15 protein-coding genes are annotated in these 22116 nt (G+C 70.7%); 9 read left to right on the top strand and 6 right to left on the bottom strand.

What is annotated here, in order from left to right:
* Nucleotides 1-38: 38 nt before the first annotated feature.
* From AB0L64_RS16290 to AB0L64_RS16315, 6 genes are all read left to right on the top strand, one after another.
* Entirely contained in the window at nucleotides 39-1238 is a 1200-nt protein-coding gene (locus AB0L64_RS16290) for a class I SAM-dependent RNA methyltransferase (protein ID WP_363710913.1), read from the top strand.
* Between the two features lie 37 nt (nucleotides 1239-1275).
* Entirely contained in the window at nucleotides 1276-5547 is a 4272-nt protein-coding gene (locus tag AB0L64_RS16295; protein WP_363710914.1) for a hypothetical protein, read from the top strand.
* A gap of 10 nt (nucleotides 5548-5557) precedes the next feature.
* Nucleotides 5558-6490 (top strand): LLM class F420-dependent oxidoreductase, encoded by a 933-nt coding sequence (locus AB0L64_RS16300; RefSeq protein ID WP_363710915.1) that lies wholly within the window; start codon nucleotides 5558-5560, stop codon nucleotides 6488-6490.
* 145 nt (nucleotides 6491-6635) lie between these two features.
* Nucleotides 6636-9419, top strand: coding sequence for an aconitate hydratase AcnA (gene acnA, locus AB0L64_RS16305; protein ID WP_363710916.1), 2784 nt, complete (start codon nucleotides 6636-6638; stop codon nucleotides 9417-9419).
* Nucleotides 9420-9506: 87 nt separating this feature from the next.
* Nucleotides 9507-10064 (top strand): HEAT repeat domain-containing protein, encoded by a 558-nt coding sequence (locus tag AB0L64_RS16310; RefSeq protein WP_363710917.1) that lies wholly within the window; start codon nucleotides 9507-9509, stop codon nucleotides 10062-10064.
* A complete protein-coding gene (locus tag AB0L64_RS16315) occupies nucleotides 10045-10596 on the top strand; it encodes a GNAT family N-acetyltransferase (protein ID WP_363710918.1) in 552 nt (183 codons plus the stop codon). The genes AB0L64_RS16310 and AB0L64_RS16315 overlap by 20 nt, the downstream gene beginning before the upstream one ends.
* 38 nt (nucleotides 10597-10634) lie before the next feature.
* Here AB0L64_RS16315 and AB0L64_RS16320 read toward each other — a convergent pair whose 3' ends face one another.
* On the bottom strand, nucleotides 10635-11051 hold the full coding sequence (locus AB0L64_RS16320; protein ID WP_363710919.1) for an HIT family protein: 417 nt from the start codon (nucleotides 11049-11051) through the stop codon (nucleotides 10635-10637).
* Between the two features lie 4 nt (nucleotides 11052-11055).
* Nucleotides 11056-12963, bottom strand: coding sequence for a Na+/H+ antiporter (locus AB0L64_RS16325; RefSeq protein WP_363710920.1), 1908 nt, complete (start codon nucleotides 12961-12963; stop codon nucleotides 11056-11058).
* A gap of 224 nt (nucleotides 12964-13187) precedes the next feature.
* On the opposite strand from AB0L64_RS16325, the gene AB0L64_RS16330 reads away from it, so the two are divergent.
* Entirely contained in the window at nucleotides 13188-14600 is a 1413-nt protein-coding gene (locus AB0L64_RS16330; protein ID WP_363710921.1) for a CocE/NonD family hydrolase, read from the top strand.
* 22 nt (nucleotides 14601-14622) lie between these two features.
* Here AB0L64_RS16330 and AB0L64_RS16335 read toward each other — a convergent pair whose 3' ends face one another.
* The 4 genes from AB0L64_RS16335 to AB0L64_RS16350 all read right to left on the bottom strand — a co-directional run bounded on the left by AB0L64_RS16335 (nucleotide 14623) and on the right by AB0L64_RS16350 (nucleotide 18664).
* Nucleotides 14623-15117 carry a DUF402 domain-containing protein gene (locus AB0L64_RS16335; RefSeq protein ID WP_363710922.1) on the bottom strand — a complete coding sequence of 165 codons (495 nt, stop codon included), beginning with the start codon at nucleotides 15115-15117 and terminating at the stop codon, nucleotides 14623-14625.
* Nucleotides 15118-15142: 25 nt separating this feature from the next.
* Nucleotides 15143-17566 carry a DUF4132 domain-containing protein gene (locus AB0L64_RS16340; protein ID WP_363710923.1) on the bottom strand — a complete coding sequence of 808 codons (2424 nt, stop codon included), beginning with the start codon at nucleotides 17564-17566 and terminating at the stop codon, nucleotides 15143-15145.
* A gap of 2 nt (nucleotides 17567-17568) precedes the next feature.
* Nucleotides 17569-17964 carry a hypothetical protein gene (locus tag AB0L64_RS16345; protein WP_363710924.1) on the bottom strand — a complete coding sequence of 132 codons (396 nt, stop codon included), beginning with the start codon at nucleotides 17962-17964 and terminating at the stop codon, nucleotides 17569-17571.
* A 187-nt stretch (nucleotides 17965-18151) separates the two neighbouring features.
* The gene (locus tag AB0L64_RS16350; RefSeq protein ID WP_363711141.1) at nucleotides 18152-18664 is read right to left on the bottom strand and encodes a DUF402 domain-containing protein; all 513 of its coding nucleotides are present in this window, start codon (nucleotides 18662-18664) and stop codon (nucleotides 18152-18154) included.
* Nucleotides 18665-18838: 174 nt separating this feature from the next.
* On the opposite strand from AB0L64_RS16350, the gene dxs reads away from it, so the two are divergent.
* Together dxs and AB0L64_RS16360 are read left to right on the top strand one after the other, a co-directional pair.
* Nucleotides 18839-20731, top strand: coding sequence for a 1-deoxy-D-xylulose-5-phosphate synthase (gene dxs, locus AB0L64_RS16355; RefSeq protein WP_363710925.1), 1893 nt, complete (start codon nucleotides 18839-18841; stop codon nucleotides 20729-20731).
* A gap of 90 nt (nucleotides 20732-20821) precedes the next feature.
* Entirely contained in the window at nucleotides 20822-22072 is a 1251-nt protein-coding gene (locus AB0L64_RS16360; RefSeq protein WP_363710926.1) for a hypothetical protein, read from the top strand.
* Nucleotides 22073-22116: the final 44 nt, after the last annotated feature.

The following is a 22116-nucleotide window of genomic DNA, read 5'->3' on the forward strand; positions in this document are numbered from 1 at the left end:
GCCTCGCCGCCGCTCGGCGGGTCATGGGGCGGTAGCTCATGACGGACGAGGACAGTCTGCTCGGGGCGGTAGTCGAGCTGGAGGTAGGGCCAGTCGCGCACGGGGGACACTGCGTCGCCCGGCACGAGGGGCAGGTGGTCTTCGTCCGGCACGCGCTGCCGGGGGAGCTGGTGCACGCCCGGATCACCGAGCAGACGGCGAAGTACCTGCGGGCCGACGCGGTCCAGGTGCTCACGCCGTCCCCGCAGCGGATCGAACCGCCGTGCCCGTATGCCGGGCCCGGGCGCTGCGGCGGCTGCGACTTCCAGCACGCCAACATCGTCGAGCAGCGGCGACTGAAGGCCACGGTCGTGTCGGACACCCTCCGCCGGATCGGCGGGATCGAGCGGACCATCGTGATGGAATCCCCGGGCGACGACGGGCTGGGCTGGCGGACCCGGATGCGGTACGCCGTGGTGGACGGACGGCCTGGCATGTACGCACACCGCTCCCACGACCTGGTGCCCATCGACCGGTGCCTGATCGCGCATCCGGGGACCCCGGACGTCCTTGGCTCACGGTGGCCGGGCGTGACGTCTGTGCAGGCCGTGGTGTCGTCAGAGGGCAAGACCGCCGTACAGACCGACAAGGATCCGGGGGAGCGGCTCGTTGAGGTTGTACGCGACCGGCGGTTCCTGGTGGAGGCCGGTGGGTTCTGGCAGGTCCACCCTGCGGCGCCGGAGATGCTGCTGGACGCCGTACTGAGCGGGCTGGAGCCTGTCGCCGGAGAGACCGCGCTGGACCTGTACTCGGGTGCCGGGCTGTTCGCGGCCTTCCTGGCCGAGGCGGGATGCCCGGTGCTCGCGATCGAGGGCGACAAGGACGCCGTACGGAACGCCCGGCGGAACCTGCACGACCTGGACGGCGTGACGCTGGAGAACGGCGACGTCGACCGGGTGCTGAACGCCGCCGCCGGTCAGGGCCTGGAACACGTGGACCTCGTCGTCCTCGACCCGCCGCGCACCGGCGCCGGGAAGGACGTCGTACGGCGGATCGCGGCGCTCGGGCCGCGCCGGGTGGCCTATGTCGCGTGCGATCCCGCGGCGCTGGCCCGGGACCTGAAGACGTTCGGGCGGCTCGGGTACGGGATCGCGTCGCTGCGCGCCTTCGACCTGTTCGGCATGACCCACCACATCGAGTGCGTAGCCATCCTCGAGCCTGTGGACAGTGAAGTGGCCAGTGGGGGAGGGCTCGGGTAGCGTCTGGGCCTGGATTCCACATGCGCTTGGAGACCTGATGCCGCTCGTTGACCTGGACGACCCGGAGGAGTTGCGCGCCCGCTGGACCGCACTCGCCGCGGTCGCCCATGCCACGGGCTTCGACCGCCGGTGGTATGCGGACGCCGACGGCTACCACCATCAGGACGAGACCGCGTCCGCGCTGCGGATGGTGCGGCTCGAGGACGGGCGGGCGGTGCTGTGGGGGTTCCACACGCAGCACAGCCAGACTGCGGGCGAGGACCTGCTGGCCGGATCGCCGGACTGGATCGGGCAGCCCGAGGTGCGGCAGCGGCAGACCGCCGGCGAGCTCGGGTTCGTATACGGCGCGTTCAACGGGAGCTGGGCGCGCGCGTCGTACCCCGGCGATCCGTGGCAACCGGCCGAGGACGGGTTCGCGCCGATCGGGCAGTGGATCACCTCGGACGAGGCCACCGCCGACGTGATGGCCGAGTGGGTCGCGGAGTGGTGCGACTACCTCGGCGGCCTCGACGAGCTCCGCCCGTTCGGCGTGGAGCTGATCCGGGCCGCGGCCGGCCCCGGGATCTCGGCGCCGGCCCTCGCGGCGTACTTCGGCCATTTCGCCATCGACCCGCGGTCCCCGGTGCAGCCCGACCTGCCTGCCGGCGTCGTCGCCGCGGAGGACTTCACCCGCAACGTTGCAGAACCGGCAAGTTTCGCCGCGGACCCTGACACGGCCGAGGTGTCGGTCGTTGAAGATGCCGTGATCGGAGACAACCCGCAGGCCGACGACGAGGAGTCGTACGTCGTCCCGCCCGGCATCAGCCCCTTCACCGGCCAGCCGATCGCCGACCCGCCGCCGCTGTCACCCGGCGAGCCCGACGACACCGGCGGATCTCGGAAACAGGGCTGGCTGCGGCGCCGGAAGACCGCCGAGGAGCCTGAGTACGAGCGGCCCGAGGCTGATCTCGCTGCGCCCGGCACGTACCTCCCCGAGAACGTGTCCGGTCCGGGTCTTCCGACACCGGCCTACAACCCGAACCTCCCGTCCTCCGAGCCACCGCGCGTCGGCGGCGGGATGTACGAGGGCGACGACTTCTACAACAGCCTCTTCGCCGACGCCCCCGCCGCGGCCGCTCCAGCGGACCAGGACTTCGAAACCGCCGAACAACAGTCCTGGTCCGACCAGGACGCAACCAACGAATACACCCCCTTCCCCGAAGCCGAGCCCCCATGGACCGGCCCCGGCTGGGTCAACGGCCAATGGGTAGAAGCCCCCACCACCGACCCGACCGCGCCACCAGCCCACCCCGACTCCCCATTCGCACAGGATGCTCGCGAGCCTGCCCGCCCGGACTCGCCGTTCGCCCGGGATCCCCGGGAGGGCGCACACCCCGACTCGCCGTTCGCGCGGGACGGCCGGGAAGCCGCGCATCCTGACTCGCCGTTCGCGCGGGACGGCCGGGAAGCCGCGCATCCTGACTCCCAGTTCGCGCAGGATGCTCGGGAGGCAGCCCGTCCCGAGTCGCCGTTCGCGCCGGGCGCGGCAGGTTCGCGCTTCACCGCCGACCGGGCACCGGACGCGGCGCCTGCCGGTTCGCCGTTCGCTCCGAACGCAGACCTCGAGGACGACGACGCACCCACCGCCGAGATCGAAGCAGTCCTCGACCTCCCCGCAGACGAGTCCGCAGCGGTCGACCGCGCCCACGACACCACCCCGCCCCAAGAGACCGCGGCCCACAACCCCCAGCCACACGAAGCCGCCGCCCGCACCCCCGCCGGTCCGCCGCGCGAGCACGCTGGGCCGACCCGCGACCATGCTGGGTTGGCGCACGACCAGGCCGGTGCTGCCGGGGACCACGTTGGGCCGGCGGACGGCACCGCTGACGTTCGCGAGGACGCAGATCGGCCGTACGTCGAGGCAGCGGCTGACGAGGAGGAGTTGGCCTCCTTCACCGGCCCGTCTCCCTTCGCCCCGGTCGCACACGCCGACCCCGACCCGACGCCAGACCATTCGGACCTCGCAGACGCGGACGACCAGACCGCCGAGATTCCCGCAATCCTCGACGACACAGACCCGGGCTCACCCCCGCCGGCCTCCGAGGTGCAGGCGTCAACCACCGCCGTACCGCAGGCAGCCCCGCCCGCAACCGACGTACGGAGGGATGCGCCCGACGCACGAGCCACCGACGCACGCGCACGTACGCCGCTGGGCGACGCATCCGAGCCGACTTCTGACGTACCGGCTGAGGCCGCGCCGACCTCCGACGTACGGGCCTTCGCTCCGACCGGCGAGCTGCCGAGCCGGGAAGCGCGGACCTCCGACGTACCGAGTGAGCTCAGCCCGGCTTCCGGCGTACAGCCGCACCCGCCGACGGGCGAGCCTGCGCGGACCTCGGACGTACGAGCGTCCGCGCCGACCCACGACGTACCGGGCGCGGCGGCGGGGGCCTCTGGCGTACGGGCGTCGGCCGGTGACGGGCCGGGCGAGGATGCGCGGGCCGGCGGCGTGCGGGAGTTTGGGCCGACTGACGATGTCCTGGCTGACGGTCCGCGGACCTCTGACGTACCGGGCGAGGCGGCGAGGGCTTCCGGCGTGCGGGCGTCGGCCGGTGACGGGCCGGGCGACGATGCGCGGGCCGGCGGCGTACGGGCGTTTGGATCGACCGACGAGGTTCTGGGGGAGGGGGCGCGAACTGCTGGCGGGCCGGGCGACGGTGCGCGGGCGGGCGGCGTACGGAAGTCTGGGCTTGCCGGTGAGGGGGCCTGGGCAGGCGACGTGCGGGCCGATGGTCTGCGGATCGTCGATGTGCCGGGTGACGCGGCGGGGCGTGATGAGCGGTACGAGGAGTTCGACGGCGCGGACGAGGTCTTCGGGCGGTCTCGTGCGGCGGAGGTTGAAGGTCAGGTAGAGCCTCACCCTCAACCGCAGCCCTGGCCGCAACCACACCCCGAACCGTGGCCCCAGCCCGAACCACATCCCGCTCCCTGGCCCCAGCCCACCCCGCCCGCGCCAGAACCTGGCCCGGCACCGGAGCCAACCCCCCAGCCGTACCCAGGCCCGGCACCCGAGCCCACCCCAGGCCCGGGCCCACAGCCGTACCCGACCCCGACGCCCGAGCCGATCCCAGGCCCGACGCCGGAGCCGACCCCAGGCCCGGCTCCCGAGCCGACGCCGATCCCGGATCCGGAGCCCGAACCCGGACCGGAGCCCCTGCCCGAGCCGGAGCCGCAGCCGTTCCCCCAGCCGTACCCGGAGCCCGAGCCGGCCCCCATGCCGGAGCCCGAGCCCGAGCCCGAGCCAGAGCCCCGACCGGAGCCTGAGCCCCGACCCGAGCCGGAATCCCAACCCGAGCCAGAGCCCCAACCCGAGCCTGAGCCCCAACCCGAGCCGGAATCCCAACCCGAGCCAGAACCCCAACCCGAGCCTGAGCCCTACGTTGCTCGCGGCCTGGCCTTGCAGTCCTGGGCAGGACCGCACGCTGACCCGGAGCACACCCCCGGCCCGGAGGCGCAATCCTGGGGTGGACCGCGCGCCGACCGGGACGCGATGGCGCAATCTGGTGCCGACGGGCGGGGCGGTCACCCCGGGGATTCGCAGTACTGGACCGAGGCCGGCGCGGAGCAATCTGCGGATGCTCGGCGTGCGGGTGGTTGGGACGCGGCGGAGTTGGACGACGACACGCCTACGGGGAGCATGCCCGTCGTCGACGACGACGAGCCGACCGGTGTGATGCCTGCGGTCAGTTTCGATGACGCGCCGGACGATGCCACGACGGATCGCCGGGACGCGGTCGCGATGGTGGTGCCCGGGCTTGGGTTGATCGGCGGTGGCGGGCCGCGGGTGGTGCCTGTGGCCGGGTCGATCGAGGAGGCGATGCGGGCCGAGGTGGAGCGGCCGCGGCCGCGGCCGGAGGAGTCGGAGGCGGTGCAGGCGTTGCACGACTGGTGCCGGGCGCGGACGGCGATCGTGCCGTCGGGGTTCACGATCCAGGTCCAGGTGCTCGATCCGGGCGCGCCGTCGTACCGGTTCGACCTGGAGCCGCCGGAGGTCGACGACCCGGAGTTCGCGGCGGACAAGCTCAGCGGCCTGCTCGGCGACCTGTGGCTGACGGAGGCGCGCAGCGAGCTGGGCGGGTGGCTGTTCGCGCGGATCGACGCGGCCGGCCGGACGCTGCGGATCGACCGGTGGTACGACCAGGTGCCCGACTGGTGGGACAACCCGGTGGAGGAGCGGCTCGACGTCGACGGGCTGGTCCGCCGGTTGTACGACCGCGGTCCCGAGTGGCAGCCGTCGTACCTGGAGAAGCTGTACACCAGCGCGAGATAGCGTGGGCGCCATGCTTCTCAGGATCTTCACCGAACCTCAGCAGGGCGCCTCGTACGACGACCTTCTCGCGGTCGCCCGCAGGACGGAGGAGAACGGCTTCGACGCGTTCTTCCGCTCCGACCACTACCTCGTCATGGGCGACAACGACGGCCTCCCGGGCCCGACCGACTCGTGGATCACGCTGGCCGGCCTGGCCCGCGAGACGCAGCGGATCAAGCTCGGCACGCTGGTCAGCTCGGCCACGTTCCGCAACCCCGGCGTGCTCGCAATCTCGGTCGCGCAGGTCGACCAGATGAGCGGCGGCCGCGCGGAGCTCGGCCTGGGCGCCGGCTGGTACGAGGCCGAGCACAAGGCGTACGGCCTCGACTTCCCCGACACCCCCGGCCGCTTCGACATCCTGTCCGAGCAGCTCGAGCTGATCACCGGCCTGTGGGACACGCCCGTGGGGGAGACGTACGACTTCCAGGGCGAGCACTACCGGATCAGCGACTCGCCGGCGCTGCCGAAGCCGGTGCAGCAGCCGCATCCGCCGATCATCGTCGGCGGCGCGGGCAAGAAGCGGACGCCGGAGCTGGCCGCGAAGTACGCCGCCGAGTTCAACGCCGGGTTCCGCGGTGTCGACGTCACCGAGACGCTCTTCAAGCGGGTGCAGGCCGCCTGCGTCGCGCAGGGACGTGACCCGAAGACGCTCGCGCTGTCCACCGCGCACACCGTGGTCGTAGGCAAGGACGACGCCGAGGTCAAGCAGCGGGCGGAGGCGATCGGCCGCGACGTCGAGGACCTGAAGGCGAACAGCATCGCGGGGACGCCGGCCGAGGTCGTGGACCGGCTGGGACAGTTCGCAGCGGTCGGATCGCAGCGCCAGTACGTGCAGATCATGGACCTGCAGGACCTCGACCACCTCGACCTGATCGCGGCGGAGGTTCTTCCACAGGTTTCCTGATCGCGGGAAAGTTGGCTCGATGTCGTGTATCTTGATGTCGAGAGAGTTTGCGGCGCGAGGTTAGGTGAACCTGACCTCGCAGCCGGGCAACGCGCTCGGCAGGATGGGGCGCAGCGGACACGGAGCGGACAAGAGGAGCGGGTTGATGGCGAGCGTCGACAGCTTCGGTGCCAAGGGTGCACTCGAGGTCAACGGACAGTCGTACGAGATCTTCAGGTTGGCGGGCATCGAGGGTGCGGACACGCTGCCGTACTCGCTGAAGGTCCTGCTGGAGAACCTGCTGCGCACCGAGGACGGCGCGAACATCACCGCCGAGCACATCAGCAAGCTCGGCAACTGGGACCAGAACGCGGCCCCGGACACCGAGATCCAGTTCACCCCGGCGCGGGTGATCATGCAGGACTTCACCGGCGTCCCGTGCGTGGTCGACCTGGCCACGATGCGCGAGGCGGTCGGCGAGCTCGGCGGTGACCCGACCAAGATCAACCCGCTGGCGCCGGCCGAGCTGGTCATCGACCACTCGGTCATCATCGACGTGTTCGGTACGCCGGACGCGTTCGAGCGCAACGTCGAGTTCGAGTACGGGCGGAACCGCGAGCGGTACCAGTTCCTGCGCTGGGGCCAGACCGCGTTCGACGAGTTCAAGGTCGTGCCGCCGGGCACCGGCATCGTGCACCAGGTGAACATCGAGCACCTGGCCCGCACCGTGATGGTCCGCAACGGCCAGGCGTACCCGGACACCTGCGTCGGCACCGACAGCCACACCACGATGGTGAACGGCCTCGGCGTGCTCGGCTGGGGCGTCGGCGGGATCGAGGCCGAGGCCGCGATGCTCGGCCAGCCGGTGTCGATGCTGATCCCGAAGGTGGTCGGCTTCAAGCTCACCGGTGCGGTCCCGGCCGGTGCGACCGCGACCGACGTCGTGCTGACGATCACCCAGATGCTGCGCAAGCACGGTGTGGTCGGCAAGTTCGTCGAGTTCTACGGCGACGGCGTCGCGGCGGTCCCGCTGGCGAACCGCGCCACGATCGGCAACATGAGCCCGGAGTTCGGCTCCACCTGCGCGATCTTCCCGATCGACGACGTCACGCTGGACTACCTGCGGCTGACCGGCCGGTCGGACGACGAGGTCGCGCTGGTCGAGGCGTATGCGAAGGAGCAGGGCCTCTGGCACAACCCGGCCGTCGAGCCGAGGTTCTCCGAGTACCTCGAGCTCGACCTGTCGACCGTTGTACCGTCGATCGCCGGGCCGAAGCGGCCGCAGGACCGGGTCGAGCTGAGCAACGCCAAGGAGGCGTTCCGCGGCGCGCTCGCCGACTACGCCGACGTCGAGGAGACCGACGTCGACCCGGCCGTGGTCGGGAGCTTCCCGGCCAGCGACGCGCCGACCCCGGACGGCCGCAACGGCGCCACCGACAGCCCGCACGCCGTGCACAAGGAGGCCGACCGGCCGACCAAGAAGACCACGGTCAGCCTGGACGGCCAGGAGGTCGAGCTCGACCACGGCCACGTCGTGATCGCCTCGATCACCTCCTGCACCAACACGTCGAACCCGTCGGTCATGCTCGCGGCCGCGCTGCTGGCGAAGAACGCGGTCGACAAGGGCCTGGCGTCCAAGCCGTGGGTGAAGACGTCGCTCGCGCCCGGCTCGAAGGTCGTCACCGACTACTACGAGAAGGCCGGCGTCACGCCGTACCTGGAGAAGCTCGGCTTCCACCTGGTCGGCTACGGCTGCACCACCTGCATCGGGAACTCGGGCCCGCTGCCCGAGGCGATCTCGGCCGGAGTCCAGGAAGCCGACCTCGCGGTGGTGAGCGTGCTGTCCGGCAACCGGAACTTCGAGGGCCGGATCAACCCGGACGTGAAGATGAACTACCTGGCCAGCCCGCCGCTGGTGATCGCCTACGCGCTGGCCGGCACCATGGACTTCGACTTCGAGACCGATGCCCTGGGTAAGGACAGCGCCGGGAACGAGGTGTTCCTGAAGGACATCTGGCCGAGCGCCGACGAGGTCGAGGCCACCATCGCGAGCTCGATCAACAAGGAGATGTTCGCGAAGGACTACGCCGACGTGTTCGCCGGTGACGAGCGCTGGCAGTCGCTGCCGACGCCGGAGGGCAAGACGTTCGCGTGGGACGCCGAGTCGACCTACGTGCGCAAGCCTCCGTACTTCGAGGGCATGGCGAAGGACCCGTCGCCGGTCACCGACATCGCGGGTGCCCGCGTGCTGGCCAAGCTGGGCGACTCGGTCACCACCGACCACATCTCGCCGGCCGGCTCGATCAAGGCCGACAGCCCGGCCGGCAAGTACCTGGCCGAGCACGGTGTGGACCGCAAGGACTTCAACTCGTACGGTTCCCGCCGCGGCAACCACGAGGTGATGATTCGTGGCACGTTCGCGAACATCCGGCTGCGCAACCAGATCGCGCCGGGCACCGAGGGCGGCTTCACCCGCGACTTCACCAAGGACGACGCGCCGGTCACCACGATCTACGACGCCGCGCAGGCGTACGCGGAGCAGAACACCCCGCTGGTGATCCTGGCCGGCAAGGAGTACGGCTCGGGCTCGTCGCGGGACTGGGCCGCGAAGGGTACGGCGCTGCTCGGCGCGAAGGCCGTCATCACCGAGTCGTTCGAGCGCATCCACCGGTCGAACCTGATCGGCATGGGCGTCCTCCCGCTGCAGTACCCGGAGGGCGAGACCGCCGAGTCGCTCGGCCTGACCGGTGAGGAGACCTTCGACATCACCGGCGTCACCGCGCTGAACGACGGCGCCATCCCGCGCACGGTGCACGTCAAGGCCACGTCGCCCGACGGTGCGGTCAAGGAGTTCGACGCCGTCGTCCGCATCGACACCCCCGGCGAGGCCGACTACTACCGCAACGGCGGCATCCTGCAGTACGTGCTGCGCTCGCTGATCGCGGGCTGAGCACGAGGAGTGCTGGGGCGTCATCGACTGCCCCAGCACTCCCGGCCGCGGCCGGGAACTGTCGGAGCCGTGGGGTTGACTGGGGGGATGAGCGAGAGGGAGTCGCCGCGGGACGTCGTACGGGCCGCGTGTGCGGCGTACGGCGAGGACACCGTGATCGACTGGTGTGTCGCGTTTCTCAGCGGGGAGATCTCGGGGGAGGCGGCGTACGGGGCTGAGCTGCCGAAGCTGGTGGCGATCACCGGGGCGGACAACCCGGGCGGGTGGAAGTCGCCTGTTGATCCGGTGAACTACTACTGGATCCGGGTCTGGGCTGCCCGCGTGTTCTTGTACGTCTGGCGGGATGACCTCGTCGACGTGCTCCGCCGAGCGGCGGATGATCCGGCCTGGCGGGTGCGGGAGCATGTCGCCAAGATCACCGCGCAGCGCGAGCTCGGCCAGCTGGTCGACGCGCTGCTGCCGGATCTGGGCCACGAGCTGCCGCGCGTGCGGGCGGCCGTGGTTCGCGCGGTCGGTGCGGCGGGGGAGTTCGAGCACGCGGAGGCGATCCGGCCGTTGGCCGACGACCCCGATCAGGCTGTGCGCGTCGCCGTCGAGCGCGCACTGACGAAGCTGGAGGAGCGCCTTGACCGACCAGTCCAGTGAGGGAGCTGGAGGAGCCCGGACGGAGCAGACCGCGGCCGGAGCCTTCTCCGCGCGGCATGCGACGGCGGCCGACGGGGCGGCTGTCGGCGAGATTCATGCCGCGTCGTGGGGCGCCGCCTACGCGCCGCTCTTCTCCGAGGACGTCGCGCGGGAAGGGATCGAGAGCCGGCTGACCAGGTGGCACGAGCGACTGAGCGCGGGGGACGGGCTCGTCATGCTTGGGTTCGTCGGCGAGCGGCCGCTGGCGATGTCGTGGGCGGGCGCGTCCGGGAGACGGCCCGGGTTCGCGGAGATCCACAGCTTCTACACGCATCCCGACGGCTGGGGGAGCGGCGTGTCGGCCGCGCTGATGGGAGCCACCCTGCGAGAGCTCGGTGGCCACGTCCATCTCTGGACCCTCCGCGACACCCCGCAGTCCCGCCGGTTCTACCTCAAGTGCGGCTTCACCGAGACCGGCGCCACCCGGACCCGCGACTTCGGCGACGGCAACCCGCTGCCCCAGGTGGAGTACGAGAAACGCATCCCCGGCTGATGCTCACGTCATCGAGTTGACCAAGAAAGCCGTGCCGCTCAATCGCCGAGGGCGGCGCGGAGTTTTCCGGCGTACTCCTCGGCTTCGGCGGTGTCGGCGTACTTCGTGCGGGGCCAGAAGAAGCCGCGCAGACCGTCGCCCTTGGTGCGTGGTACGACGTGGACGTGCAGGTGCGGCACGGACTGGGACACGACGTTGTTCACGGCAACGAACGAGCCCTGCGCGGTGAACGCGGTCCGGACGGCGCTCGCGACTGATCGGGCCGCGCCGAACAGCGGGATCATCACCTCGTCGGTCATCTCCACCATCGTCGGCACGTGCGTCCGCGGCACGATCAGCGTGTGCCCCTTGAACACCGGCCGGATGTCGAGGAAGCCGACGACGTCCGGCGTGTCGAGCACGATCTGCGCAGGTGTCGTACCGGCGACGATGGAGCAGAAGAGACAGTCCGCCATCTGGTCAACCTAGCTTCTCGTCGACGAAGCACCAGCGCCAGGTCTCGCCCGGCTCGAAGCTGCGCATCACCGGGTGCGCGGTCTCCGCGTGGTGCTTGCTGGCGTGCTTCATCACCGACGAGTCGCAGCACCCGACGTGACCGCAGCCCAGGCACAGCCGCAGGTGGACCCAGGAGCCGCCCTCGGCCAGGCACTCCTCGCAGCCGTCCGGGGTGTTCGGAGTGACCACGACCGGCGCCTGCTCCAGGTGCTCACACGCCCCACCCGGCGTCGTCTTCGGCTTCAGGTCCTCGGACCGCCCGCCGACGTCGTCGTCCTCGTCGCGATCCAGGATCGACTCCTCGATGTCGAGCACGTTCTGCGCCCGCTGCAGCACCTCGTCCGCGACCAGTCCGGCGTCGCGGACCTTCAGGATGTGCGCGCGTTCGGCCTGCAGCATCTCGATCCGCAGCCGCCGGTACGCCTCGCTGGGCGTCTCGTACTCGGTCTCCGGCCGCCCGAGCCGCTCCCACGCGGCCTGTGCGCGCGCCTCGCCCCGCTGCCGCAGGACGTCGAGGACCGAGGGCGGGTCGGTCGGCGTCGAGATCTCGTCGAGCTTCTCGATCGCGGCCCGATGAGCGCCCTGGAGTACGGCGGCCTCCTGCAACGCGTCCTCCGCCGGGTCCGGGCCGGGCAGGCGCAGGCGGCGTACCAGCCAGGGCAGCGTCGAGCCCTGCACGAGCAGGGTGCCCGCGGTGACGGCCAGGGCGATGAACACGAGCACTTCCCGGTGCGGCGTGTTCTCGGGCAGCGTGAACACCGCGGCCAGCGTGACCACGCCGCGCATCCCTGCCCATGACACCACGATCAGCGCGTTGCGCGACACCGGTCCGGGCCGGGACGGTCCGAGGAAGCGCCGCGACAGCAGCGTTGTCGGGATGATCCAGATCGGCCGCAGCAGCACCACGGCGACGAAGACCGCAATCGTCGTGGTCGCGATCAGCCACGTCGGGAGCGGGCTCGCGGTCAGGTCGTCGAGGATCCACCGGGTCTGCAGCCCGATCAGCAGGAAGACCGTGTTCTCCAGCAGGAACTGGAAGGTCCGCCAGTTGGTCCGCTCGGACATCCGCGACTTGGCCGACTGGATGATCGGTGCCTTGTGGCCGAGCAGCAGGCCGGTGACGACGACCGCGAGGACGCCGGACGCGTGCACGTAGTGGTTCTCCGCCGCGATGTAGGCGATGAACGGCGCGGTGAGGCTGAGCGTGGTGTCCAGCACCGGATCGGTGAACCGGCGCCGGACCTTGGCCAGCACGAACGCCACCGCGATGCCGATCAGCACACCGCCGCCGGCCGCGCGCAGGAAGTCCAGGCTGACGTCCCACACGGTCGGCGCCACCAGCGCGGCCGCGATCGCGGTGCGCAGGCACACCAGCGCGGTGGCGTCGTTCATCAGGCTCTCGCCCTCGAGGATCGTGACGACGCGCCGGGGCAGGCCGACCCGTTTCGCGATCGCGGTCGCGGCGACCGCGTCGGGCGGCGCGACGACGGCGCCGATCGCGAACGCGGCCCAGAACGGCAGCGGCTCCTGACCGATCGACTCCGCGACCCGGCCGAGCAGCCACCAGGCGACCACGCCGACACCGAGCGCGGTGAACGCGACCAGGCCGACGGACAGCAGCCCGATCGAGCGCCGGTGCTTGGTGAAGTCGACCAGGCTGGTCTTGATGGCGGCCGAGTAGAGCAACGGCGGCAGGAATCCCACCAGGACGACCTCGGGGGCGAGCTCGACGCGGGGGATGAACGGCAGGTACGACGCGGCGATCCCGACGACCACCAGCAGCAGAGGGGCCGAGATCCCTAACCGCCGCGCCAACGCGGCGCCGGCCGCGACGACGGCGACGAGGGCCACGACCTCGATCGCGATATGCACGCGCACAGTGTCGCAGCGCGCGGCCGATTCCACCCAGTTTCTGCCCAACGGTTCGCCCACGGCTGAGGCCGGGGACTGGTCAGGCCCCAGCCGGTCCTCTAGCGTGTGCGAAGCGGGATCCGTCGATCACCGGGAGTGACTGATGCGTCGTCTGCTGTGGCTGGTCGGTGTGGTGTTCCTCGGTCGTTCCCGCCGCGGCGGCCGACACGGTCAGCAACGGTTGTGTGGAGTCGGTCCCGGAGGCCGGTACGACGACGCCCGTGCGGATCTGTTACTCGCTGTTCAAGCCGGCCACCGCCTCGACGCAGCACACCGTGCCGCTGATCTTCCACAGCCACGGTTGGAGTGGGAGCCGCACCACGGACCCGGCCGCGTTCAAGGCGTGGCTCGACGCGGGCTTCGGCGTACTGAGCTTCGACCAGCGCAGCTTCGGCCAGAGCACCGGCGTCGCGCATGTGATGAACCCGGACTACGAGGGGCGCGACGTGGTGAAGCTCGTCAACCTCGTCGCGGGACTGGACTGGGTGACGAAGCAAGGTCCCGGCGACCCACTGATCGGTGCCATCGGCGGGTCGTACGGCGGCGGCTACCAGTTCGCCGGCGCCTTCACCGAGCTTCGCGACCGCGGCCGGACCCGCTTCGACGCGCTCGCACCGGAGATCACCTGGTGGGACCTCAGGCAGAGCCTCGCGCCCCAGGAGGCCGCCCGGACCATGTGGCTGTCGATCCTGTTCGCGGGCGGCGGGACACATCTGCCGCCGGCGGTGTCGAAGGCGTTCGTGGCGTTGATCGCGACCGGCGCGTGGCCGGCGGGCCAGGCCGGACGCGACCTCGACGCGTTCTTCGCGCACAACGGACCGGCCTGGCACGTGCGGCAGGGGCGCAAGCTCGACATCCCGGTGCTGTTCGGCCAGGGGATCTCCGACAACCTGTTCAACCTCAACCAGGGCCTCGCGAACTTCGACCACGCGCTGACCGCTCGCGCCCGGGCCCGGTCGATCTTCGTCGGGTACAACGGCGGCCACACGCTGCCCAGCGTCGTACCGCCTGGCTACGCGACCGCCGGCGACCCCTGCTCGGTCACGCTCGGATCGCCGTCCTTCTCGAGCCTCTCGATCCGCTTCATGCGGCTGCGGCTCCTGCACCAGGCGACCGGGCTGACCGGCTTCGGCACGTACCACCTGGCGACCGCCGACGGCCGTTGCCTCACGCAACGGAATCTGACGCTCAACAAGCGCTACGAGCTCGGCAAGATCGTCGCGCCGACCGGCGCCGGACTCCCCGTCAACCTGCCGATCGCGAAGGGCCCGGTCACGATCGCCGGCACGCCCACGCTGACCGCGGACGTCTACACGGTGATCCCGCGGTCGGTGGCGTACTTCGCCCTCAGCGTCGGCACGAGCCCGCTCACCGCGAAGGTCGTCCAGAACAACACGATGCCGCTCCGCGAGAAGGCCACCGCGCGCGGCGTACGACGCACGATCGAACTCCCCGCCGTCGCCGTCGACGTACCGCCCGGCCAGAACCTCTACCTGACCGTCGCCCCGATCGCCGACATGTACGCCGGCCAGCGCGGCCCGCTCCCCGGCGTGATGATGCTCAAGAACGGCACCCTCAGCGTCCACGTGGCCCGGTAGCACAGCACCATGTGAACGGGAACTACCTGATCTTGTCGAGGTGGGTCTTGTAGACGGTGAGGAACGGCTCCTCGGTCGCGACCGCTCGCACCAGCCAGTCGCAGGTCTGGCGGGCGGTCGCGATCACGTCCGCCGGGTACGCGTACTTGACCTGGTGCTCGGCGAACTCGTCCTCGTCGTCGATGAACACCGTCCCGTCGCGGCGCTTGATCACGTCCAGGTCGAGGTCGATCATCGTCACCACGTCGTCGGAGAACTCGACCGGCGTGGTGATGTCGGCGTAGATCTCGGTGTACCGCGGCTCGTCGTTGAAGATCGCGGTGAACCACTGGTCCCGCGGGAACAGCTGCACGTGCGCCTGCTCCTGGGTCACCACCGGCTCGTCGCCGCGTTGCGACACCGACCCCGCCGGCGCGCCGAGCCACACGCCGTACTCGTCCTCGCCCAGATAGCGCATCCACTGATGCCAGTGCAGCTTCTCGTCGTACTTGCGATAGACCACCCGAACATCACGCATGCCGCCCAACCTATCGGCCGCCGGGTCAGCGGCGGTTGATCTGGGCGGTGATCGTCGGGTCCGTGATCGCGGTGTCGTTCGCGAGCAGGAACGCCTTGCTGAGCACCAGGCTGAGGACGGGGTCGTCGTCGAACGGCAGGAACAGCTTCTGCGCCTGGCCGTCGCGGGCGGCCACGATGCACAGGTACTGGTCGTTCGGCGCCATCAGGATGTTGCCGCTGCCCAGATGGATCCGGTACGTGCGGAGGTCGCCGCGCACGATCAGGTAGCGGTCCTCGAACCAGCACCGGTCGGCGATCGCGAGGCGCGGGACGAGCTGCTCGAGCACCTCGCGCCGGATCTCGCCGGCCGCGGACAGTTCGCCGAAGCCGTACGTGTGCCAGTACGTGTCGAAGCGGCGCTCGGTACCGCGGTCGAGCCACTCCGGATCGGCGCCGATCGACGTGACCCCGACGAACAGGTCGACGTCGCGCAGCGCCTCGGTGAGGACGAGCGGCGGAACCTGGGCCAGCTCGACCGACTCGTCACTGCGGACGTCGACGAACCGCACCTGGTCGCTGGTGCAGTACGGGTAGAGGTCGGTCGCGTCCGGCTGCAGGTCGTGGATCGGGTCGAAGTAGAACTCGGCGCGGATTCCCGCCGCGTCGAACGTACGCCGGGCCACGCCGTTGTCGATGCCGTCGTCCCACCACGCGACCGCGACCGGGGACCATCCACGCCCCTTCATCAGCGCGCGAGCCTGGACCTGTCCGAAGACATGCCCGGCGAAGCGGTTCGAGTACACGCGTGTCCGTTCCTCGGCCGGCGTGAGCACGTACAGCTCGCGGAACGCCTGCTTGAACGGCTGGACGACCTGCTGGTCGAGCAGCCGCCGTCGCCACGCCCGTACGTCGTCCGCGGACGCGTGGATCGGGTGCCAGAGCCGTACCTCTGCCTGCCGGGGGATCTCGACCTGCTGACCCGAGCTCGTGACCGCGGTCGCGCCGTCGAGCGGAACGCCGACGATGCTTTCTCCTTGCGGCGTGCTGAAGACCCAGACCAGCGTGCGTGTCAGCCGACCGGTGACCGGGTGGTCCAGGTACCAGCTGCGCCAGTCGTCGAGCGGCCAGGAGCGGTCGGCCGCCATCAGGCCGTCCAGCCGCACACGCTCGCCGGCGATCGTCTTCCGGATCGCCTTGAGCTGGTCGCGGATCGCTGCGAGCTTGTCGCCGCTGGCCAGCTTCACGTCCGGGGGTACGGACTTGCGGGGCTTGTCGTTCTCGTCGACGTACATGAGCGAGGCCGTACTTCCGTCCACGACGACCTCGGCGAAGCCTCGCGACAACTCCGTGCGGCGCGTGCCGTCGCTGTCGAGGTCATGGGTCTCGACGGCGCGTTCCAGCAGCTGGTCGCGGGTCATTCCCTGCGCCGAGGCAAGCGCGTCGACGGCCTTCCGGATCTGCTTCAGCAAGGTCCCGTGCCGCACGGAGCGCTCGAGTGCGAGCAGTTCGGTGATGGACGCCGGTGCGCCGATGTCGGCCATCGCCTGCGCCGAGGCGTTCGCGAGCCGGAGACTCCGGGGCTTGCCGAACTGACCCCCGATAACGGTCACGGTCTTGAGCGCGAGCCGCCGCAGCCGCGGCAGGAGTGCCGGGTCCCGCAGCAGCCCCGCGAACGCGACGACTCCGCACAGGAAGGCCTCGTTGGCGGCGGTGGCGTAGTGCGGCACGGTGTAGGTGCTGGCGTTGTGGGTGTACGCCGTCTCGCTGTCGCTCGCGTCGAGAGGCGCATCGAGGAGTGCACCGACCAGCTCCGCGGGACCGGTCAGCCGGCCGGCGACGCGCTCTGCCTCGGTGAGCCACTTCTTCGACGGTCGGCCGCTGCCGGGAAACGCCGCGAGAACGTCGACCGCCGCTGCCACCACGTCGGCCGGTTCGCCGGCGGCCTCGAACGCGCTGCGCAGGCGCGGCCCGACGTCGTCGCCCCCGTCGATCAGGTCGACGCGGAGCTTGTCCTCGGGCCCCACCAGCTTCCGCAGCCGGGTCGCGGTCGCCGCGTCCTGAGCCTGATCAGCCGCCCGGACGATCAGCGGCTTCAACCGCTCCTGCTCCCCGCCGGGCAACGCGGCGTACGCGTGCTCGATCTGGCGGCTGACCGCGCGGAGCGCCTCGCTGCTCCACCAGAACCCGGGCTGCTGGACGTGACCGAGCCGCGGCGTCAGCAGGCGCTCGATCTGCTCCTCGGACAGCTGGACGCGCTTGCGTGCGATCATCAGCAGCAGCTGGACGCAGTGATAGCTGTCCACCCGATCGGAGGCGGTCAGGATGCACTCGCGCCGCAGCGCTTCCGGCGCCTGCTGGATCGCCTGGATCTGAGGCATCGCCCGGGCGTCCCCGTCGGCCGTCCAGGACCTGCCACGCAACGCCTCCAGCGCCGCGGCGACCAGGGTCGCGGCCTCGTCGCCTGCCACGCTCAGCCGCCGACCAGCTGGACCAGGCGGACGAAGCGGATGTCCGTGTCCGCGGTCAGCTCGAGTTCCTCGTCGAGCTCGGTCACCTGCCGGTCGTCCACGAGCACGAAGAACCCGTTCCGCCCGAACGCCTCGATCGCCCGATCGGCCTGCCGCTCCCAGTCGAGCTGCCGCAGGCGAGGCACCCGGAACCCGTCCTCGGCCGGCGACCCGCCCTCGGGCATCACCAGTCCCCGGAAGATCGGCTGCGGCGCGGCGTTGAAGCGCGCCACTTCGTCCCGGACCCGCGTCCGCACGAGATCGCGCAGCGTCGTCCGGCTCGAGATCCCCTCCAGCAGGGTCGTCGCCCCGACCCGCCCTGCCCCCGACATGTCAATGATCGTCACCGTGATCCCCACCGCCGCAGCATATTCATCCGCGAGCCCGCCGCCGCGCTCGGCAACGCTGCAACTTCCTGCAATTTTGCTGGCAGCGGTGGACCCGTCGCCGACAGCGACCGAGCATGGTGGGATGTCGGCCCCGGGTCGTCATCGTGATCGGCCCTCGAGGGCTCAGGGGGGCTCCTAGCCCTGGGGGCCGGTCACCTCAACCGCTCAAGTCTTCGGACAGCGTGCGGACCTTCTCCAGGTACGGCTTGTAGGCGGTCAGGAAGGGTTCTGTGGTGGTGATGGTGGCGGCCAGGTGGTTGCAGGTGGCCTGGGCGGTGGCGATCACCTGGGGCGGGTAGTTGTAGCGGATCTGGTGGTCGCGGAACTCGTCCTCGTCCATCACGCGGACGGTGCCGTCGCGGAGCAGGCGGATGTCGAGGTCCAGGTCGACGGCGGTGACCGAGTCGACGCCGAACTCGGGCGGCATGGTGATGTCGCAGTAGATCGCGGTCTGGTGCGGCGTGTCGTTGAACAGGGCGCTCCACCACTGACCGTGCGGGAACAGCCGGACACGGTGATGGTCGATCGTCTGCCAGCTGCCGTCGGCGCGCTGGCCCTGCGTCCCGGGGACCGAGCCGACCCACAGGCCGTACTCGTCCTCGCCGAGCCGGATCGCCTCGACCAGACGATGCGGCTGCCCGTCGTACTTCCGGAACAACGTCGTCACCATCTCCACGCGATCACCCTAGGTGAGACGAGCCACACGTTCGAACCTGGCGCACCCGGGCGGCGTCCTGGAAGGTGAGATTGCCCGGGACGGCCGGGAAGGCCGTCGCCGAGTTCGGATTCCGGGCGTTGGATGCATAGACTCAAGTATTCGAGGACGACCCGCGGGAGGAGCTCGATGCGCGTGCTGGAGACGCTGGGAGGGCCGGCCGACCTGAGGAAGCTGACCGATCAGCAGTTGACTGATCTGGCGGCGGAGATCAGGGACGTGCTGGTCGAGACCGTGTCCCGGACCGGCGGTCACCTCGGCCCGAACCTCGGCATGGTCGAGATCACGCTCGCGATGCACCGCGTGTTCGACTCGCCACGCGACCGCCTGGTCTACGACACCGGCCACCAGACGTATGTGCACAAGCTGCTCACCGGCCGCGCCGGCGAGTTCGGCACGCTCCGTCAGCAGGGCGGCCTGTCCGGGTACCCGAGCCACGCCGAGTCCGAGCACGACGTCGTCGAGAACAGCCACGCCTCGACCGCGCTGTCGTACGCCGACGGGCTCGCCAAGGCGTACCGCCTGCGCAAGGAGGACCGGCACGTCGTCGCGCTGATCGGCGACGGCGGCCTGACCGGCGGGATGGCCTGGGAGGCGCTGAACAACATCGCCGCCGCCAAGGACCTGAAGCTCGTCGTCATCGTCAACGACAACGGCCGGTCGTACAGCCCGACCGTCGGCGGCCTGGCGACGCACCTGACCAGCCTGCGCACCAACCCGCGGTACGAGAAGATCCTCGACCTGATCAAGAAGAACCTCGGCCGCACGCCGTACGTCGGCCCGCCGATGTACGAGGTGCTGCACGGCATCAAGAAGGGGCTGAAGGACATGCTGGCCCCGCAGGGCATGTTCGAGGACCTCGGCCTCAAGTACGTCGGCCCCGTCGACGGCCACGACCGGCAAGCCCTCGAGGACGCGTTGCGCAACGCCAAGTCGTTCGGCGGCCCGGTGATCGTGCACGCGGTCACCAAGAAGGGCTACGGATACGCCGCCGCCGAGCAGGACGAGGAGGACAACTTCCACCAGATCCGCCCGGCGAACAAGCCGCGTGGCTGGACGGACGTGTTCTCCGACGAACTGGTGAAGATCGGCCACCGCCGCCCGGACGTGGTCGCGATCACCGCCGCGATGCTGCACCCGACCGGCCTGGCCGCGTTCGCCGACGAGTTCCCGGACCGCACCTTCGACGTCGGCATCGCCGAGCAGCACGCGGTGACCAGCGCGGCCGGTCTGGCGATGGGCGGCATGCATCCGGTCGTCGGTCTGTACGCCACGTTCCTCAACCGGGCGTTCGACCAGCTCCTGCTCGACGTCGCGCTGCACAGGTGCGGTGTCACGTTCGTGCTCGACCGGGCTGGTGTCACCGGTGACGACGGGGCGAGCCACAACGGCATGTGGGACATGTCGATCCTGCAGGTCGTGCCCGGCCTGCGGCTCGCCGCGCCGCGGGACGGCAAGCGCGTCCAGGAGCTCCTCAACGAGGCCGTCGACGTCGACGACGCCCCGACCGTCCTGCGGTACGCGAAGGGCGAGGTGTTCCCGGACATCGAGGCGATCGACCGGATCGGGCAGCTCGACGTCCTGCGGCGCACCGGCAAGGACGTGCTGCTCGTCGGGATCGGCGCCATGGCCGCGACCGCGATGGAGGTGGCGCAGCGGCTCGAGGCGCACGGGTTCGGCGTCACCGTGGTCGACCCGCGCTGGGTGAAGCCGGTGCCGCCCGAGCTGATCGAGCTGGCCGGGGAGTTCGAGCTGGTCGCCACGATCGAGGACAACGGCCGCGCCGGCGGCTGCGGCACGATGATCGCCCAGGCCTTGCGTGACGGGGGAGTGCAGACGCCGCTGCGCGACTTCGGCATCCCGCAGCAGTTCCTCGACCACGCCAAGCGGGCCGCTGTCCTGCAGGAGATCGGGCTCACCGGCCAGGAGGTGGCGCGGGAGATCACCGAGCAGCTCACGCGCCAGCACGGCCACGCGCTCAACGAGCCGGATCCGGCCGGCGGCCGTCCGGGTAACGCCTAACGGCCCATGGCCGAGCCAGGGCGGCACAGCAGACACGCTGCCACGCGCCGGCGATCGCGAGTCTGGCCGCTGCTGCTGTCGTTCGTCCTGGTGGCGATTGCGGTGGCCGGCGGCCTCGCCCTGCATCGGTCGAGCCAGGCCGGCGATCGCGTCGCGAACCGGACCACGAGCACGCCGACGGTCGACCAGGCCGCGCGGGCGGCGGCCGTCGACGCGGTCCTGAAGCGCCGTGCGCAGGCTGTGCTGACCGGCAACGAGCAGGCGTTCGTCGCCGACGTCGACGCCGGCGACAAGCGGCTGGTCGCGAGCCAGCGCACGCTGTTCACGAACCTTCGCCAGTTCGGCTTCGCGAAGCTCGCCTACCAACAGCTGGCCCAGCAGTACGACGACACGATCGCCCAGAAGTACGGCCCGTCGACGTACTTGGTCGCCGTCGCGATGACCTACCAGATCCGCGCCATCGACCTGGTCCCGGTGCGCGCGATGCTCGGCTACACGTTCACCCAGCGCGCGAACGGCACCTGGGTGCTCGTCTCCGACTCCGATCTGGACAAGCGTCTGCCGCGCGGTTCGCACCAGGAGGCCTGGGACTTCGGCCCGATCCTGGTCAAGCGTGAGCCGCGCGTCCTCGTCGTCGTCGAGCAGGGCCAGGAGGCTCTCGCGGACAAGCTGGCCGCGATGTCGGGCAGCGCGGTGCGGGCGGTCTCGAAGAACTGGCCCGGCGGCTGGAACGGCTCCGGCGTGGTGATCGCGCTCGACGACAAGATAGTCCGCGGCGCCGACTACACGCAGCCGAAGAACGCCGAGGACGCGCTCGCGATGGCGACCTGGGTGTACCGCACGCTGCCCGGCGAGGTCACCGGCGAGGGTCAGCGGACCGACTCGTACGTCGTGGTGAACCCGCACAACCGCTCGAAGGTCGACGCCCGCACGCTGGCCCACGAGTTCACCCACGTCGCCACCGCGCCGTACGGCCCGTACGCCCCGCGCTGGATGGTCGAAGGCGCCGCGACGTACGTCGAGTTCCTGCCGATGGACGGGCAGGAACCCCTGGCGATCCCGCAGTACCGGCTGGACGTGCGGACGAAGTACCTCGCGAAGGCGAAGAGCCTGCCCACCGACGACACGTTCTTCGCACGCGCCGACAGCTCGTACCCGTTGTCCTGGCTGGCGCTCGACTACCTGTTCACGCGGTTCGGCGGGGTCGAGGTCGGCACGCTGTACCGCGAGCTGGCCGCGCTCGGGTCGAGCCAGAAGGAGCGTGACCGGATCATGCTCGAGCACGTCGGGATGACGGAAGCGGGACTTTTCCGCGCCTTGAAGGCTGCTGCGGCAGCGTAACCGCCCGGCGTCGAGTAGGGTGGCCCGGCTGCGACCACCCGGGT

The organism is Kribbella sp. NPDC051936 (genome assembly GCF_040680955.1).
Lineage (GTDB): Bacteria > Actinomycetota > Actinomycetes > Propionibacteriales > Kribbellaceae > Kribbella.